The sequence below is a fragment of the Halobacillus alkaliphilus genome (genome assembly GCF_900113125.1).
In the GTDB taxonomy this organism is placed as follows: Bacteria; Bacillota; Bacilli; order Bacillales; family Halobacillaceae; genus Halobacillus; species Halobacillus alkaliphilus.
In genome coordinates this window covers 14,874-31,236 of record NZ_FOOG01000025.1, presented here as the reverse complement: position 1 = coordinate 31,236, position 16,363 = coordinate 14,874, and the positions used below count along the sequence as shown (strand labels likewise).

Sequence of the window (16,363 nt, the reverse complement as noted above, 5' to 3'; positions counted from 1 at the left end):
ACCTGAGGTGGGAATTTATTACAAAATAAAGCAAGCCGCCCGGAGAAGCAGGAGATTTTCTGCTTCTTTGGGCTGCTTTGGTTTATCCTTTTACACTTCTTTAAAATTTATCGAGTTGATTCTGTCTGTATTCGGATTATAGACAACTGCCCCCTGGATATTGATCGTTTCCTGAGGAGATTCCATAACGAATTTATAGACTTCTCTAATTCGTCCGCCGTTGACCTGATTTTTACTGACTGTGCTGTAGTCCGTTACGTTATAGTTTGGATAGGCTGCCTGAATGATCTCAAGCAGGTATTTTCCCCATTTTTCTTCCTCTAGTTCAGGGGAGGGGATAATGTCTACATTAATGATTCCCATATCAAGATTGGCACCCAGAGCTTCAAATGCTTTTCTATGGAGGTTTATTTTAATTGCTGGGTAATTCGGCACTTTATCGACTACAGTTACAATGACGACTCTTCCGTTTGTAACATTACGAACTTTGATGGCCTGACCGCATTGGTACGGGGAATTACTGCCTACGGCCGCGGTCATATATTGGTTGTTGGACCAGGCAATGCCACATTGAGTAACGGCGCCGCCTTCCGTCCAAGTGGCCTGACCGCGAACAGGCTGTCTAAAGTCGTAATAGCTCTGATAGTTCGGATAGTAGTTAGGATAAGGGTGGCGTGAATAGAATTGCTCGTGATAAGGGGCAGGTAGATACGGGTAGCCGTAAGGCCCGTGATAATAATGAGAATGCATCCGCTTTCCTCCTTAATTTTCTTTAATATCCTCATTAGCCTATTCGTGGATGCTCCTGTCTGTGAGAAAGACATGGAAGAATTCTTCTGCCAGATGGTGGATACACTTTCAAGACTATAAAAAAAGAAGAGAGGAGCGGGGCTTGGTCATGAATGCGGTTAGCTGAAGTATTATTCTTTAGGCCTTTTGGGTTAATAAGACAATGGTCTTTCGTAAAGAAGCGTATGCCGTTATCTTTTATTGGAAATATAAATAACAAGTACTCAACTTCCTTGAGGAGGAACGAATAATGAAATTATGGCTCATATTCATATTTATTTTCATCTTAATGACCGCTGGTTCGCTTGCCATAGATTATTTACAGGGGATCCCTGTGAAAAACCCCTTGGCCCATGGGTACAGCTCGCATTACATCGTAATCTTATCGATTGTTTTTCCCTGTATTTACCTGGTTACTTTACTTTTAAAGAAGGCGATCAAGCAATAAAGAACTGGAAAACCGACGGCAAAAATAGGGAAAATGGTTCTGAGAACAAATTTACCTTCATTTAAATGTTCGGTGAAGTTTCCTGCAATTATGAGAGACGTATTTAAAATGATGATAGCGGTTGGGAAAATGAGTCTTTTCTTATGTGTAACTTTAAATAGGTCAGCCATTGCCACAATAGCAGCGTAATAGAACACGGAAATTTTGAAAAAGACGCCAATAATAAGTACAAGCACAGCCATTACGTCCAGATGTTCAATAAAGTTCATAATTTCTATCCCCTGTACAGCACTTAATAAAGGGAATTGAGAGCGTGTCATAATATCTACTCCAAGAACCGAGAGATTGATGGCTGTAGAATAAGTGATCAATAGACCACTTACGATAACCGCCGCCATTCCCACTTTAAGCACCTGCTTCTTTTTTTCAATGTAAGGAAGGATAAAAGTAAAAGCGACCATTTCACCGAAGGGAAACATGATCGTGTTTGTGTAAACCGCCTTTAGCACAGGTTTCCAGCCGGATTCGAGCAGAGGAAGCAGCTGCTTAACATCGATCAACCCGGAAAAATAGAAAAATAGACTTCCAAGAGCTCCCAGGATGACGACGAAGCCCCAAAAGATTTCAGCGGTCCTGGCCAGTACTTCAATACCGAGATAAATAATATAAGCAATGGCTAATATCATAACCCCGCTAATAAAAATCATAGGAGTTTCGTTCAAAACCGTAGCTCCAATGACACCTCCAACGTCACGTAAGTCCCTGGCTGCTTCATAAATAAAGAATATGATATACAAGAGACCAATAAAGCCGCCTGCATATTTTCCTAATAATTTTTGGGAGTATCCTACTAGAGAAAGATCGGGGTAAAGGGTATAAAGATAGTAGTACATAAGAAATAACAGGATTCCTCCTGCTACACCAATTAAAATGGCGATCCATGCATCCTTCTTAGCATCCAGTCCACTTCCGACTACTAAATTGGTTCCATACACAAACAGGTTAAGCAGCACAAAAAACTGAAGTAAACTTATTTTTTCCTTTACCATTATCATTCCCACCTCTTTCCCTCAAAGGTTTTTCCTATGTCTACTCTTGATTGTATGATCCGGTTCTCATGCCGGATCTCGTGATATAAGCGTCGACCTTGATGTTGACTTCCAGGGCAGTAAATTCCTCATCGTAATTCTTCTTGATTTGTTTCCATAACCCGGGGTCTTTCCGGTTGATGGCCTCACCAAAACCAAATACATCACTTTTTTCTTCTTTTGCGATTTTAATCGCCCGTTCGATCTCCTGCTTCGTTTTGTCTTCCAGTTGCTTTTCGAAATTCTGAATGGTGGTTTGATCCGTTACATCTATATTGCAGAGAACCTCTTCCACTTCTCCTTCTTCTTTGACGTCAATGGTAATGGTGGGCTGTCCGTTCTTTATGACGGCATTAATAGAGGAATGGGTATTCGTTATTTTTATTGAAAGGGCACTCGCTTCCTGGTTACAATCTAAATTAATGATGGTGCTCTCGATCTTGTTGACTACCCAGAGCATCCCCCGGGCGTCTTCTTTTTCCACCCAGCGTTTGAGGTGACCATCTTTAAAAATGGCTAACCCTTCTGATTTGATGAGAGCATTCGGTTCGGTATCTTCAATATTGGAAACCCCTGTTCCCTGTTCCTTATCTCCGATAATACTCACTCCGCCTACTAAAGGCTCTGCACTCTCGCTTGTAATCTGATCAACGAACTCAAACACTTTCACCGTAATGGTTTCTCCTAATGATTTTCCGGATATTTCACTCGTTTTCACCAATTTCTTAGCAGGAATTTTCTCAAGAGGTGACAGAATTTTAATCACTTCCTTGGCGGTATGACCTCGTGCGATTAAGACCCTGGGGGTTGTCCTGAATTCCTGATTTCTTTCCAGTAGATCAAAGGTATCCTGGATACCGCTTCTTGCTAATTCTTCTCCGAATACGATGGATTGAGTATAAGGGAAGAAGGGTTCACGAGGCGTTTGCTGAACAATCCTTCTTATAGCTGATATTAATGTGTCACCCGTAGCGGAATAAACGGTTGCAGTTGAGGCTCTGCCAGAACTTTGGCTGCCCCCAGCTACTTCTGGCGGGTTTGCGAGTTCAATGGTAACTTCAAACCTTCCGTCCTCTTCTGCTTGATCTATTCCCATAGTAGTCACAATGGCCAATTCGTTGATTTCCTTACTATTCCAGCACCCTGTAAGCAAAACGGATACTCCCACTACAAGTAAACATACGGCTGCATATTTCTTTATCATCTTAATCACCATCTTGGCTCGCTTGATTGGTCGGTTTTTTTATTTCATTTGCGTTCCCAATTGTCGACAATTTTTTTTGACTAAACCATTGCGGCAGCCTTAAAAATATATCTTTTTGTTCGGAAAGGCTGAATGGAGATAGTGGCTTAAGATAAGGCACGCCGAAGGAACGCAGACTGTTCATATGCGCAACTACTACAATGGCCGTTAACGTCATACCATAAAAGCCGGCCATCGCAGCGGAAGCCATAAAGATAAACCGCAAAATTCGCGCGGATATGGCAATATTAAATGACGGAATGGCAAAACTCGAAATGGCTGTAATCCCGACCACGATGACCATTGCCGGGGAAATAATTCCTGCTTGAACTGCTGCTTCTCCGATTACAATGGCTCCTACGATGGATACCGCTTGTCCCACGGCTCGTGGCATTCGTATCCCGGCTTCCCGCAAGATTTCAAAGGTGACTTCCATAATGAGAGCTTCGATAAAAGCTGGAAAAGGAATGCCCTCTCTTTGAGCAGCAATATTGATTAGTAACGGAAACGGCAGCATCTGCTGATGAAAGGTAGTCAGCGCAATATAGATCGAAGGTGCGAGCAACGAAATAAAAAAGACTAGAAATCTTAATAGACGCATGAACGTCGCAATATCGGCCCGCTGATAATAATCCTCCGGCGACTGAAAAAATTGAAAAAAAGTAGCAGGTGCAATTAAAACAAACGGAGTCCCGTTGATCAGAATGACTACACGCCCCTCGAGTAAATTTCCAACGGCAGCATCCGGGCGTTCTGTATTGATTAACTGAGGGAAAGGCGTCAGCATTTGATCCTGAATAAACTCTTCAATATTTCCGGATTCGAGAATAGAATCGGTATGGATCTTATCCAACCGGCTTTTCACTTCTTGAACTAAATCTTCTTTGGCGATTCCCTGGATATACATATAAGCAATTTGTGTCCTGGATACTTCTCCTATTTGCACCGTTTCCATTCTCAGATTGGCGCTCTTAATTCGTTTACGAATCAGGGTTACGTTGATTTTTATCGACTCCGTAAACGCATCCTTAGGACCTCTAACGACGGTCTGGGAAGTCGGCTCCGTGATCGCACGCTCTTCCCAGCCCTGAGTTTCGCCGACGAGGGCTTCATTCCACCCGTCTATCATGATGATGGTACTTCCTGAAAGAATGGAGAGAACCAGTTCGTCCCATACCTTAAGAATTTTCACATTAGATAACGTTAAAGCATTCATCTTAATTGATTGAAAGAGGGCTTTGGATGAAGCGTGCTCTTCAATGTCGGAACTATGTAGCATTAAGGATTCCATAATAAATTTATTTACGAAATTTTGATCGGCGAGCCCTTCCATATATATTGCAACGGCCGGTAGGTCTTTATGTCTGCCGATATGAAACGTCCTTATCACGATTTCCGTACTGTCTCCAAATTCCAGCTTCAGTTTAGCGATGTTTTCAGAAATATCCTTATGTAGAGGGGATTCAACCTGCTTTTTATCTGTGTTGTTATCATGGTTCTTTTTTTGAAATGGATTCCAGTGAAAACTCACTTTTGGTTCGCCCCTGACGTTAATTTCTACTTCTTATCCATGATTTCCAAGGGAGGGGGTTATTTATACGTAAGAAGGAATGATTCAAAGTGGATATGGGGAAGAGAAAGGAGAACCGGAAGAATAACAGCAACTTTTTTATCAAATTTTTAATATCCGAGAGGTTTTAGAATATCCTTCCTTTTTCATATGCTATCATGATTCTATAAGTGGTACGTTTAAAGGAGGGCCCTAGCGCATGTTTACATTAAAACAAGCGATAGCGATGCGTTTAGAGAATATATTAGAGGAAAAAAAGCATCTGCGGGAAATGATCGAGAAGCTTACGGACGAACAGCAGGATTTAATTCGACGCCTGGAACGTCTGGAAGAGAGAAATGAGGATATGGATACGTCCGCTATTTTAAAAGCACTTGCCGAAACAGATGAAGATTTAAAGAAATACGGTGCGAATATTCCAGCCGATCTTTTAATAGAGAAAACAACAAATCATTATAAGGAAGAGCAACCAAAAGAAGCTTCCAAGCATGATTATATTCTGTCCACGAACTCTGAAGCCTTCTCAAAAGATTCGGATAAGAGTATGAGTTATAAAGAATTGACTCGCATTTTAATTGATTATGCAAAAGAACATAATAATCAAGTCGATCATGAAGCATTCGAACAATACTTGATCGATCACTACAAATTCACCCCGGCAAACTTCTCTCAAATTATCTGGAGAGCGAGAAAGGTAGATCCGCGCTTAAGAAGTTTAATCAGCGGAAATAGGAAAATTACCATCCTGGACGACAGAACTTCCGAGTAGATGGGGTGGAATAAGGTTTCATAAACTTTTACATAGGCTTCACGGACCCCCTCTTAACCTTATATGGCTTAGAGGGGGTTTTTAAAACTTTAGCGTGAGGACATGTATAAATCTGGTATGTGTTTGGATGTGTCATGATTGGCATGAGGGTATGGATTACGGGTATCGTACTATGACATGTGGACTAGCTGATTAGGCCGGATGTGTGGGAACTGACAGGAGTGGTGTAAATTGCTTCACATAATTGAATCGACGTAAAGCCGGAATAACTTTCACATGTAAACCATCAATCAGAGTTCATTATATAAATGAAGGAAAGGAGCGCTGTTTATGAGTTCCGTTATCGAAACCGATGTACTCATTATTGGAGCAGGCCCTTCAGGACTTATGGCAGCCAATGAATTACAGAAAAGAGAAGTCGACTTCATCTGTTTAGAGAAGAGAGCAGAACCTTCCGACTTATCGAAAGCCCTTGGTATTCAGGCAAGAACCCTCGAAATGTTCGAGTTATTAGGTCTCCATAAACCTTTTTTGAAAAAGGGATATCCCGGGCCGGGAGCGAAACTTCACTTAGGGGGAGAGAAGCCATCTCTAGTAGAACTTTATCATATTAAAAGCAGATATCCTTATCTGTTCATTATCCCTCAAAGTGAGACGGAATCTATATTGGAAGATCATTTAGAATCCTCAGGAGGTAAGGTTGAGCGTGAACATGAAGTTGTAGAAGTAACCCAGTCCGATCAAGGCGTTTACGTTAGTGCGAGACATGAGGGTGAACTTAAAAAATATTTTTCCAAGTACTTGATGGCCTGCGATGGGGTTCATAGTAAAATTCGTAAAGACCTGGGTGTCGACTTTATCGGCAAAGATGAAGGGTTTACCTTTTTCCTTGGGGATGTAGATGTTCCCGGACTTAATGAGATTTATATTGATATGACCCTAAATGACCGCGGGGCTATCGCTTTCTTTCCATATGCTGACGGCAGTTACCGCGTGGTGGGAATGGACCGGGCTAAGCAGGGCCTTCCCCATAAGGATGATCTCTCACTGGAAGAACTGCAGGAGAGCATGAACACGATTCTTCCTGTTTCGTATAAGGTGGAGAATCCGAAATGGCTGACTTATTTTGGGACCGCTCACAGACAGGTGCCCAATTATCGGACAGGCCGGGTATTCTTTGTAGGGGATGCGGCTCATATCCATAATCCTTTAGGCGGCCAGGGAATGAATCTAGGACTTCAGGACGCAGCCAACCTCGGCTGGAAACTTGATGCGGTGTTAAAAGGATACGCAAGGGATTCCTTTCTTAACAGCTACCACGAGGAGCGTTCTCCAATTGGAGAAAATATTCTAAAGGAAACCTCCACGATGCTGAAGGTTATCAATCTAGATGGAATCGGAGGTAAAATCCGTAACTGGACAGGGAAAGCGGCCTTAACACAGAGCTGGATAGAAGGGATCGTAGCTAATCGCTTATCTCATGTTTACAACGAGTACAACAAGACGGCGAGAAATAAGAGGCTTAGAGATTCATCCCTTTCAAGAGGATCCCTTCAAGCAGGGAAACGAATTCCGGATCACATGTTGTTCTTTGATGGAACGAATGATGAAAGACTGTATCCGCTTATTCACAAACACGGACACCTCTGCTTTATTTATATTGACGCTCAGAATCAGGAGTTAATTGACTATGCTTACTCTTTTTATGAGAAGGTAGAAGAAAAATACCAGAATCTATTCAAAATTTTTCTCGTTGCGAAGGGCGGTACTGTGAGAACTGAGGGGAGTGAACTTCCGATTATTTACGACGTCCATCGAGACGTGAAAGAGAAACTAGGTATGGAAAAAGGCAACACGGTAATTATTCGCCCCGACGGTCACGTTGCATTTCATGAAACGTCGACAGATTCAGAAGCAATGATGGACAAACTTGCTCAATTTTTTAGTTAGTCTACTAAAACAGCCGGCACAAATTGTTAAAGAGAGTGCCGGCTGGTCCATGAAAGGCTCAATCTCAAAATAATAGAGGAGGTTCAAAAATGGCTGGAAAGATTTACTTACTCCTAATGCTGTCCTTACTATTTTTAGTGACTGGTTGTTCTGACGAAAAAGAAAATTCCGCAAAAGAAGCATCTTATTTTGAAACAGAAAATTATACCATGCTTGGTGTAGAAAAGAATGTAGGATTTATTTTAGATGAAGGTGAAAATTTAATCGCTAATAAGAAAGATAAATACATGTGGCATTTATGGGGTGATCAAGGTTTTGAAGGAGAAGAATTTAAAGTTACAGGAGTCAATCTTGAAACTGATGATAAAAAAACGTTAGTTGATGGTTCTTTGGCTGGTCCCCATAACGGTGCAGATGGACATACTCCATCAAATATGGAATTTCCTTCAGAAGGCACTTGGGAACTAAGTGTTTTTGTTGGGGGAGAATTATATGAAAAAATGACAGTAGAAGTTTCTTAATGAAAGAAAGTAGCTTATTGCGAAATTTTTTCTCTTACTGAAAGGGTTACTTCAACGAGTAACTTGCCCTCATTACATAAGTGCAGGGAATGCAAAAAAGATTGTGAGCTTCTCTAGATGAAAGAAGAGACCTAAGGAGTTAAGGGGGAGAAATATGAATGGTTAAGCAGAGAGAACTAAAAGAACATTTGTATGGTTTAGAAACAATATTACTTAAGGGTGAAGTTCGCAAATCCGAAAAAATATTAAATGAGTTATTAGCAGAAGACTTTGTCGAATACTCAAGTACAGGTGAAATATATGATAAAGAAAACATTTTGAAGCGTTTACCATCTGAAGACGATCCTGGAATAATCATGAGTAATTTCGAGATAAAGTACCTTTCCCCAACATCTGTACTGACAACTTTTAAGGTATTTATAGAAAGAAAACAGCAACACTCTTTAAGAAGTTCTGTCTGGACCTATAATGATGAAAAATGGCACATGACATTTCACCAGGGAACTGTTACGGATTAATAAATCGAACCCCATTATGGTACTAACTTGTTAGGAATCTTCGAGTAGTACGGGCTTTTTACAACTTTCTAGGGTGCTTTTAAATTGAATGTTTCTGTTTTCCCATTCCAACGAATCACTACGGGAATAATGGTGTCTTCGTTAAAAGTCATACATCCAGAACATTGAATAGAGGTTTCAATTGATCGATCAAGAAGGATTTTTTCTTCATTTAAAATAGTTCCTCCTTCATTAATGTTTAAGGTAAAGTTTTCTACTTCAGTTATTTCTCCATTTAATAATCGAAACGAATAGGTACCATTCATACTGGAGTCGTCTCTTGAGAGTTGAAGCTGTCCTTTCCAGTTACTGCTCTTACCTTCGTAAGTAATAAAAGCATCTCCGCTTCCTTGCGCGCAAGCTGTAATAAATACTAAAGACAATACAACCAAAACAACCTTCTTCAAACCATTCACCTTCATTCTTGAATTTAATGAGAAGCACTTACTTAAGCTAATTATGTCTTCTTACAATTCTTACTATAACTATAAATGGATCCATACTTTTGTTAAAGGAGTAGGGCAGTTTAAAAGCAAAACTGGATTTTTGAGAAACTATTTATAGAGTTTTATCGTAAGGAGTATAAGTGATTTCAAGTACCGTTTCCTAACAGAAATGTTTCCATGAACTTTGGGCTTTACAGAACATTGTAAGAGTACGCCTCGAGGATCGAGTACAAAAACGTAGGATTTTGAAATCATTGTAATCATATTATTATTGTGGTTTAAAGGTTTTAAGTGTATAAAATAGATTAACGATCGGGGGAGATCGAGTTGGGGATGGCATACATTTTATTAACCGGGATCATCCTGATAGCTATTAGCTTAATTACAATGAAAAAGTTCAAGACAGAGACTTCACTTCAAAAAATCTTACATATAAGTGTATGGTTAATTGGCGTTCTACTACTTGTTTTAGCCATCATTGGAATTATTGGCTATGGTCAGGATATATTGAATTACTAAGATATATATTTCTTAAGAATTCGGTGTATGATTAATTGAAAGTGACAAGGTGCGAAGCTGCCATAAAATAAAGAGGTGATTATTTGCTGAGGGTTATTAGAGTTAGTCTGGCTATTATAATCTTGTTTCTATCCAGTTATGGATTACTAACAGATGAATCTGCTTATCTGCTTCCCTACCTAATGATGTTGTTAGCAAGCTTTTCGTTAGTCATGGCGCTTGAAGAATTCAGGAAAACTCGCAATTCTTTAATGGGTTATCTGCTTATTGGCACATCATTATTGTGTCTTTCTACTGTTGTAGGTCCTTTTTAGTGAAATGGGATATTTTTCTGGAAAAGTAATGGGGTGTTCATTTTATATATTGGGAAATGCAGATAACTTGAAGGTCAGGCATTGCATCCTTCTTCCTGTTTGCTGATAAAATAATCCCCGAGTTAAAAACTAGAGGATCACTAAATGGTTAGCTGGACTTCTTCCAATAAGCAGCCTCTTTATTAGAACGATTTGGAGGGGAAGTGTCTCCGCTACTCAGTTCAATATGATTTCATCTTCAGTTACGTCATTCTCATTTCCTTCATTTACTAAGCCATCAAATTCGTACGTGCCGTTTTCACGTGCTTTTTCTCCCGTTTTGAAACGATCTGCCCATAATTGAAAACTCCTTTTTATTCATTATTCTTACATAGCAAATGCACCCCTGATCAGGAACTCAAAGCCCATTTATCCATTTTTCAATTAGAATGTGCTGCGATTTTAAACGTTCAGGGATCCTTTTCTAAAGTAGAGAGATTTCTAGCCCTCTATGTAAAGAAGAAATGATTATGGTTTGCTTTTATCTATAAGAAAAACTCTTTCATATGTTAGGATAATAATGGAGATTTTGTAAAAATAACTAGAATCAGTGTGGTGGACAAGATGGGACGCAAGGTAAAAGTGGCAAGCGTGCTAAGCGGAGTTTTCATATGCATGGCAGCCATTGGAAAAGTTATGTATGACACGAATGTATTTAAACGTAAAGAGAAACATATTACTCATAAAAAAATACCGGAAAACAGTCGGTTAAGAATGTTGCAATTGAGTGACTTACATAATAAAGTGTTTGGAAGAAGCAATAAGAAGCTCCTTCAGACAATTGAAGAAGCAGAGGCTGATATGGTAGTGATCACCGGAGACCTGGTCGACCGGAATACAAGACAATGGACTCAGGTCTTTTCTTTAATAGAGCGTATTGTCAGTGTGTATCAACACGTTTTTTACGTTACCGGCAACCATGAGTGGGATCATCCTTTAACCCATCCTTTTTTGGAGGGGCTGAAAGAAAGACGTGTCACGGTATTAAGAAATGAACATACGGCTCTTCAAATAAACGATAGCCTTAGCATTAACGTTGTAGGAATCGATGATGTTAATTCCAATCGGGAGAAAGTGGGCCAAGCCTTCGATGGGGTCGATGAGCAGTTGTACACAATTCTGCTATCTCACTCTCCCGATTTTGTTAATGAATATAAAGATCAACCGGCTGACTTAATACTGAGCGGTCACACTCACGGAGGGAAAGTGAAAATTCCGTTTGTCGGATCGCTTGTGGCACCAGGGCAGGGATTATTGCCAGAGTATGATCATGGCATGTACCGGATTGGTTATAACCAGCTTCTTTATGTTGACAGAGGTCTGGGAACAAGTGTCGTGCACGTACGTTTTTTTAATCAAAGTCAGATAAGTTTAATTGAGGTTACCCATAGAGACTGAGGTGTAGAGGCATCTTTCACTATGAACAGTCAGTGAGGTTAGCTATTTATTGTAAGGAAGGAAGAGGGGAAAAATGGTCAAAAATATCATCACAGGAGTCGTAGCTGCCTCCCTGGTCTCAACCTACAGTTATCACGTCAGTGGTACAGACATGTCTACGATCCTTGTCTTTTACGTGGCTGCTTTTTGGTTTATTGCCAGTGGGCTCGGTTTAAAAGCCTTGCAGAAGCAATTGAGATGGAAGAAAACGTATGGGGTTAATCTTTCTGTCTATTCTCTCGCAGGGGGATTGATTCTGATCGCTCTGCTGTTTGGTGTGCATGTGTTTGAGCTGGCCTCTGGTGGAAGTCTGGATGCTTTATACTTTAGTGATATTAGCAGCATGTTTGGAACGGGAGTGGTGTGTGGGTTTACCTATTTTCACCTGCATCTGCTCGTAAGCGCAGCGGTTGCTAAGATCGGACGTCAGTACCGATACACAGAATCATAGATAAGGAATGACCGGCAGAATCGTTACGTTCTGCCGGTTTCTTTTATGTTATAAAAGCATAACGTTGCTTCCTATTCATAAAAAGCTTGTTAAGCTACAGGGAGGTTAGTTGGAGGCTCAGTTTCGAGATACTAGAGTATTTGAAACTAAAATCATTTCAGTTCGTACAAAAGATATAATGTTTTTGGGGAATGGAGAGTAAGTGTTCATTATAAATATCACTGCGATCTCTTTTAACATTTCTATCATAAAGGAGTGAAAACTTGTGAAGTTATTTCAAGCGATTATTGGTATTCCATCTCTCTTATTGTTTTTTATATCTATCTCCTTGAACTATAAAACTGGATTATTCATAGCTTTAGGGGGATGTTTTTTTGCTCTTACTATTAGACAGATCCGTCTACATAAGTATGCTTATAGGTTAGGTCATCCTGATCGTCATTCTGATAAGTTTAGTTACGATGATGATGATTTTATAGACCCTTTAGATCAAGCAGAGACATATGAAATAGACGAAAAGGAACATAATAAATAAGGTTGGGCTGTCACTTTGAGATTGATTCATCAAGAAATGGGGGCAATTCTCGAAGAAATATTACTTGTAGCGTTTTAGAAGCCCTTGTTTATGCACGAAGGATTGATACTTTGAATAAATTGGTGTCATCCATTTACATATCCGTTTCAATTCTTTTGTTTACACTAATAGGGATTGCTCAAAGTTTTCCTAATGTTAACCTTAATTATTCTCATAGCATTGTTCCTTGGTTGCCGTGGCTAGCTCTTGGGCTGGGTGTAATTAATATCATTAACAATGAGAATCGTAAAAAGTAACAGTTAGTAGATTAAAAATCCAATATAAATGCGCATCAATAGAAGCAGCAAAGGGGCTTATCTTTTGAATCCCTTTTGAGAGTTTACAGAATCTTTTATTTAAAAAATTTTGCCTGGACAGTCAATATATTGATAATTATGTCGAAAATAGAAGTAAAGGAATTAAAGGAGCAATGTATAAGTGGTGACGAACGTAGAATCATACTTGGAAGTTATAGACCAGACTGACCACCATGTCTGCCGTAAATGTTCAACCTTGATGAGTCCTAGAAGAATCATATTTATTAGTGAAGTGAAAATAGATATATTACTAGAATGTGGGGACTGCGGTATGGCCTTGCCTTTAATGATAGATAAGTTGCAGACACCTTAAATAGGTGCAGTTCGTTGAGAATACGTATGGAAGAAATTATCGGAGGTGCACACGTTGGGTTTTATATCGGACGCCATACAGCATTTCATCCATTCAGAGGTGAATGAGCCGGCGGCTAAATTAGCCGTTCTCTGTGTGTGTTTATTTTTAACTGTTTTTATCGTTAATTTCTTACTCCGGTTTATTCCGCTGCCGACAAAAGGGAAGGAGATTACACTCATGTGTTCCGTATTGGGAGGAGCCTTTCTCTGGTATTCAGTTACGTTTACATGACCGGCTTGAAATAGAATATTGAATTTGAATGGAGAAGGGATCCGCGGGGGTCGCTTCTTATTTTTGTATGAAGAACAGTTGGCAGAGCCCCTGAATGGAATGGGTATCATTTATTAATAGACTAAGATAGAGTTACACCTTAACCAAAAACGAACATTTTATTTTTTAATATAAAAAATATTCGTTAATAAGAGATAAAACCTTGAAATTACCCCGGTTAAAACTTTAAAATGACTATAAAACCAAACAATCAGGAGGAGTAGCCATGTATGGAGCACCGAACCAACGTAATTCGAAAAAGATGATGATGCTGGGATCTGGAGAACTAGGAAAAGAAGTCATAATTGAAGCACAGCGAATGGGTATTGAAACGATTGCCGTGGATCGATATGAAGGAGCCCCCGCCATGCATGTAGCTCATCGGTTTGAAGTTGTTGATATGCTCGATGGAGAGCAACTTCGGCGCGTCGTGGAAAAGGAACAGCCGGACTACATCGTTCCTGAAATCGAAGCGATTGCAACAGATTCGTTATTAAAGCTTGAGGAAGAGGGATATAATGTCATCCCGACGGCTTACGCTACTCAGTTAACGATGGATAGAGAAGGAATCAGAAGGCTCGCCAGTGAGAAATTAAGCTTGCCGACAGCTCACTACGAGTTTGCTGATTCGTTGGAAGAGCTGAAAGAAGCGGTTCATAGCATTGGTCTGCCATGTGTTATTAAGCCAATCATGAGTTCGTCTGGAAAAGGGCAAAGCCTCTGCAGAACAGAAAGTGAGATTGAGGATTCCTGGCAGGAGGCACTTGGCAGCGGCCGGGGAAACAGCACGCGGGTGATTGTAGAAGAATTTATTCATTTTGATTCTGAGATCACACTTTTAACCGTCAAGGCTTCCAATGGTACATATTTCTGCCCGCCGATCGGTCATAGGCAGGAGGATGGAGATTATATTCAGTCCTGGCAGCCGCATGCGATGAGTGAAGAACACGTCAAGCAGGCCGAAGCTATTTCAAAACAGATTACAGATGAAATAGGCGGATACGGTGTGTTTGGAGTTGAACTGTTTATTACGTCTAGTGGCGTGTACTTCAGTGAAGTCTCTCCGCGTCCCCATGATACCGGAATGGTGACCATGGTAACTCAGGAACTCTCTGAATTTGCTCTTCATGTTCGAGCAATTCTCGGACTTCCGATCGAGAATATTCAACTCATCTCATCCGGGTCGAGTCATGCCATAAAATCGTCGATAGAAAGCCATGATTACACCATTTCCGGTTTGGAAAAAGCGTTAACTGTCCCGCATACGCAGGTGCGATTGTTTGGAAAACCATCCGCTACGATTGGACGCCGCATGGCTGTCGCTCTGAGCACAGGGAAAAATGCCGAAACTGCCTGTGAACGAACGGAAAAAGCAGCCTCTTACCTGCAAGTCGTTGATCCCAACGATACAAACTCATAAATGCGTAATAAACCATCCTGACTCAGGGTGGTTTTTCTTTAGTTGTTCAGCCAGTCATAATACAGATTAGCGGGATCATCCATTACTTCTTTACGTACAGTCTGCTGGAAAGCGGCTAGTATTCCGCCATAAAAATAGGCAAAAAACGTTTTCTTAATCGAGCCATTCTGTTTAGCAAAGACTGCTTGTTTGAATGTCTGTGTAATGATGGTTATATAATGATCAACCGGGTATCTTAAGTGCATTTGCTGATAGGCGTAGTGAACTCTTTTCCACGCGCCAAGAATATCTTTAACGTTTAAAAAAGATTGGGAAAGCTGAATGAATGCTTTCGGTATGTAGAAGGGTAGATAATCGGTATCTACAACCGGCTTAGCAGCAGAAACTTGTTTCGCTGGTTTAGGAGACTCCGTTTGTTCAGGTTTTTCAGCTTTCTCCTCACTAGCGATATCTTTTTTATCAGGAAGTGGATTTTCCTCTGCCGGAGTGATTACGAGAATATTTACTCCGCGCTTACCATTTGGACGTATCGTTGGAATGCGTGAAAGCAAACCTGCCTTCTCCAGCGTGTTAATTGCCCGCACGATGGTTCTGCGGCTGCGTTTTGTGGCTTTTTCAATGGTTTCAATTTTGGCAAAAGAGACACCAGGATATTTAACGGAATGTCGCCAAATAAAAGTTAATATTTCAAGGGAAGCTGGAGATAGTGCGGCTTTATGCTGATAGAGGAAAGAGCGAACGCGTAGATCTAATTCTTTTTTGCTTGGAAAGGATTGAAGCTTGCTAATGTCATGGATATTCATTTTTCATCACCTATTCTTGTCTTGTTACTCTATTAATCGAAAGTTTTAAGAATTTGGTGTCAAAAAAATAAAATCTTTTTTTATATCGTTTTTTTAAAAATCTTTTTTTATAGTTATCTTAGTTTATTCTTTGTTTCCGATGATGATTTTGGTCGATGAGCTCAGTTGTACCAATGCTTTGGCGGGGATCACTGCCGTGTCATCTGCCGTGTCAAATAAGGGTGACGAGTATCTTTTAGGTGTAAAAGTTTTTAACATGAAAAATCTATTAAAGCATTTGTTGTTACTCTTTCAAATCAAATAACATAAAGTTATCTACTACACGTTGATGACCACTGTGAGAGCTAACGATATCTTTAGATTCTTTAAGCATAGTTGAACAAATATTCTATGGATATTTATCTGGAAACTGAGTCTTCGAGAAACGAATGGGATTGTGGAAGACTCAGCTTCGAGATAATTGGTATAAATGGATGATTTTTG

19 protein-coding genes are annotated in these 16,363 nt (G+C 40.2%); 12 read left to right on the top strand and 7 right to left on the bottom strand.

All coding sequences use genetic code 11. The annotated features are described in order from the left end of the window. Nucleotides 1-90: 90 nt before the first annotated feature. On the bottom strand, nucleotides 91-750 hold the full coding sequence (locus tag BMZ06_RS13320; RefSeq protein ID WP_089752533.1) for a DUF3889 domain-containing protein: 660 nt from the start codon (nucleotides 748-750) through the stop codon (nucleotides 91-93). Between the two features lie 289 nt (nucleotides 751-1,039). Between BMZ06_RS13320 and BMZ06_RS21315 the strand changes: the two genes are divergently transcribed. Then, nucleotides 1,040-1,237 carry a YczF family membrane protein gene (locus BMZ06_RS21315; protein WP_483866625.1) on the top strand — a complete coding sequence of 66 codons (198 nt, stop codon included), beginning with the start codon at nucleotides 1,040-1,042 and terminating at the stop codon, nucleotides 1,235-1,237. On the opposite strand, the gene BMZ06_RS13315 is transcribed toward BMZ06_RS21315, so the two are convergent. The 3 genes from BMZ06_RS13315 to BMZ06_RS13305 are packed head-to-tail and all read right to left on the bottom strand — an operon-like array spanning nucleotide 1,195 to nucleotide 5,099. After that, a complete protein-coding gene (locus tag BMZ06_RS13315) occupies nucleotides 1,195-2,286 on the bottom strand; it encodes a GerAB/ArcD/ProY family transporter (protein WP_175477888.1) in 1,092 nt (363 codons plus the stop codon). The two genes, BMZ06_RS21315 and BMZ06_RS13315, sit on opposite strands and share 43 nt — an antisense overlap. A 40-nt stretch (nucleotides 2,287-2,326) precedes the next feature. Beyond that, a complete protein-coding gene (locus BMZ06_RS13310; protein WP_175477887.1) occupies nucleotides 2,327-3,529 on the bottom strand; it encodes a Ger(x)C family spore germination protein in 1,203 nt (400 codons plus the stop codon). Nucleotide 3,530: 1 nt separating this feature from the next. Further along, nucleotides 3,531-5,099, bottom strand: coding sequence for a spore germination protein (locus BMZ06_RS13305; RefSeq protein ID WP_175477886.1), 1,569 nt, complete (start codon nucleotides 5,097-5,099; stop codon nucleotides 3,531-3,533). A 238-nt stretch (nucleotides 5,100-5,337) separates the two neighbouring features. Between BMZ06_RS13305 and BMZ06_RS13300 the strand changes: the two genes are divergently transcribed. The 4 genes from BMZ06_RS13300 to BMZ06_RS13285 all read left to right on the top strand — a co-directional run bounded on the left by BMZ06_RS13300 (nucleotide 5,338) and on the right by BMZ06_RS13285 (nucleotide 8,896). Next, nucleotides 5,338-5,907, top strand: a complete 570-nt coding sequence (locus BMZ06_RS13300; RefSeq protein ID WP_089752525.1) for a hypothetical protein — start codon at nucleotides 5,338-5,340, stop codon at nucleotides 5,905-5,907. Nucleotides 5,908-6,237: 330 nt separating this feature from the next. Continuing rightward, on the top strand, nucleotides 6,238-7,857 hold the full coding sequence (locus BMZ06_RS13295) for an FAD-dependent monooxygenase (protein WP_089752523.1): 1,620 nt from the start codon (nucleotides 6,238-6,240) through the stop codon (nucleotides 7,855-7,857). A gap of 89 nt (nucleotides 7,858-7,946) precedes the next feature. Next, nucleotides 7,947-8,378: a hypothetical protein gene (locus tag BMZ06_RS13290; RefSeq protein WP_089752520.1), complete on the top strand. Its 432-nt coding sequence runs from the start codon at nucleotides 7,947-7,949 to the stop codon at nucleotides 8,376-8,378. A 158-nt stretch (nucleotides 8,379-8,536) separates the two neighbouring features. Beyond that, nucleotides 8,537-8,896: a nuclear transport factor 2 family protein gene (locus BMZ06_RS13285; protein WP_089752517.1), complete on the top strand. Its 360-nt coding sequence runs from the start codon at nucleotides 8,537-8,539 to the stop codon at nucleotides 8,894-8,896. A gap of 68 nt (nucleotides 8,897-8,964) precedes the next feature. Here the strand turns inward: BMZ06_RS13285 and BMZ06_RS13280 are convergent, their stop codons facing one another. Next, nucleotides 8,965-9,342 carry a hypothetical protein gene (locus BMZ06_RS13280; protein ID WP_089752515.1) on the bottom strand — a complete coding sequence of 126 codons (378 nt, stop codon included), beginning with the start codon at nucleotides 9,340-9,342 and terminating at the stop codon, nucleotides 8,965-8,967. A gap of 372 nt (nucleotides 9,343-9,714) precedes the next feature. Here BMZ06_RS13280 and BMZ06_RS13275 point away from each other — a divergent pair, with 372 nt between their 5' ends. Beyond that, nucleotides 9,715-9,900: a hypothetical protein gene (locus BMZ06_RS13275; RefSeq protein ID WP_089752513.1), complete on the top strand. Its 186-nt coding sequence runs from the start codon at nucleotides 9,715-9,717 to the stop codon at nucleotides 9,898-9,900. 83 nt (nucleotides 9,901-9,983) lie between these two features. Beyond that, nucleotides 9,984-10,214 (top strand): hypothetical protein, encoded by a 231-nt coding sequence (locus BMZ06_RS20445; protein WP_139205832.1) that lies wholly within the window; start codon nucleotides 9,984-9,986, stop codon nucleotides 10,212-10,214. Between the two features lie 216 nt (nucleotides 10,215-10,430). Here BMZ06_RS20445 and BMZ06_RS13270 read toward each other — a convergent pair whose 3' ends face one another. After that, nucleotides 10,431-10,571, bottom strand: coding sequence for a YjzC family protein (locus BMZ06_RS13270; protein WP_245756013.1), 141 nt, complete (start codon nucleotides 10,569-10,571; stop codon nucleotides 10,431-10,433). 246 nt (nucleotides 10,572-10,817) lie between these two features. Between BMZ06_RS13270 and BMZ06_RS13265 the strand changes: the two genes are divergently transcribed. The 5 genes from BMZ06_RS13265 (at nucleotide 10,818) to purT (ending at nucleotide 15,077) form a co-directional block, all read left to right on the top strand. Continuing rightward, the gene (locus BMZ06_RS13265) at nucleotides 10,818-11,651 is read left to right on the top strand and encodes a metallophosphoesterase (protein WP_089752511.1); all 834 of its coding nucleotides are present in this window, start codon (nucleotides 10,818-10,820) and stop codon (nucleotides 11,649-11,651) included. A gap of 73 nt (nucleotides 11,652-11,724) precedes the next feature. Continuing rightward, nucleotides 11,725-12,141: a hypothetical protein gene (locus BMZ06_RS13260; protein ID WP_089752509.1), complete on the top strand. Its 417-nt coding sequence runs from the start codon at nucleotides 11,725-11,727 to the stop codon at nucleotides 12,139-12,141. 265 nt (nucleotides 12,142-12,406) lie between these two features. Next, nucleotides 12,407-12,676 carry a hypothetical protein gene (locus tag BMZ06_RS13255; protein WP_089752507.1) on the top strand — a complete coding sequence of 90 codons (270 nt, stop codon included), beginning with the start codon at nucleotides 12,407-12,409 and terminating at the stop codon, nucleotides 12,674-12,676. A gap of 723 nt (nucleotides 12,677-13,399) precedes the next feature. Further along, the gene (locus BMZ06_RS13250) at nucleotides 13,400-13,618 is read left to right on the top strand and encodes a hypothetical protein (protein ID WP_089752505.1); all 219 of its coding nucleotides are present in this window, start codon (nucleotides 13,400-13,402) and stop codon (nucleotides 13,616-13,618) included. A gap of 265 nt (nucleotides 13,619-13,883) precedes the next feature. Further along, entirely contained in the window at nucleotides 13,884-15,077 is a 1,194-nt protein-coding gene (gene purT / locus BMZ06_RS13245) for a formate-dependent phosphoribosylglycinamide formyltransferase (RefSeq protein WP_089752503.1), read from the top strand. Nucleotides 15,078-15,115: 38 nt separating this feature from the next. Here purT and BMZ06_RS13240 read toward each other — a convergent pair whose 3' ends face one another. Further along, a complete protein-coding gene (locus BMZ06_RS13240) occupies nucleotides 15,116-15,880 on the bottom strand; it encodes a helix-turn-helix domain-containing protein (protein WP_089752501.1) in 765 nt (254 codons plus the stop codon). Nucleotides 15,881-16,363 lie beyond the last annotated feature (483 nt).

Coding starts and splice junctions, on each gene's coding strand:
- BMZ06_RS13275 (WP_089752513.1), top strand. CDS start 9,715: ATGGCATACATTTTATTAACCGGGATCATCCTGATAGCTATTAGCTTA.
- BMZ06_RS13240 (WP_089752501.1), bottom strand. CDS start 15,880: ATGAATATCCATGACATTAGCAAGCTTCAATCCTTTCCAAGCAAAAAA.
- BMZ06_RS13300 (WP_089752525.1), top strand. CDS start 5,338: ATGTTTACATTAAAACAAGCGATAGCGATGCGTTTAGAGAATATATTA.
- BMZ06_RS13290 (WP_089752520.1), top strand. CDS start 7,947: ATGGCTGGAAAGATTTACTTACTCCTAATGCTGTCCTTACTATTTTTA.
- BMZ06_RS21315 (WP_483866625.1), top strand. CDS start 1,040: ATGAAATTATGGCTCATATTCATATTTATTTTCATCTTAATGACCGCT.
- BMZ06_RS13265 (WP_089752511.1), top strand. CDS start 10,818: ATGGGACGCAAGGTAAAAGTGGCAAGCGTGCTAAGCGGAGTTTTCATA.
- BMZ06_RS13320 (WP_089752533.1), bottom strand. CDS start 750: ATGCATTCTCATTATTATCACGGGCCTTACGGCTACCCGTATCTACCT.
- BMZ06_RS13285 (WP_089752517.1), top strand. CDS start 8,537: ATGGTTAAGCAGAGAGAACTAAAAGAACATTTGTATGGTTTAGAAACA.
- BMZ06_RS13260 (WP_089752509.1), top strand. CDS start 11,725: ATGGTCAAAAATATCATCACAGGAGTCGTAGCTGCCTCCCTGGTCTCA.
- BMZ06_RS13295 (WP_089752523.1), top strand. CDS start 6,238: ATGAGTTCCGTTATCGAAACCGATGTACTCATTATTGGAGCAGGCCCT.
- purT (WP_089752503.1), top strand. CDS start 13,884: ATGTATGGAGCACCGAACCAACGTAATTCGAAAAAGATGATGATGCTG.
- BMZ06_RS13310 (WP_175477887.1), bottom strand. CDS start 3,529: ATGATAAAGAAATATGCAGCCGTATGTTTACTTGTAGTGGGAGTATCC.
- BMZ06_RS13315 (WP_175477888.1), bottom strand. CDS start 2,286: ATGGTAAAGGAAAAAATAAGTTTACTTCAGTTTTTTGTGCTGCTTAAC.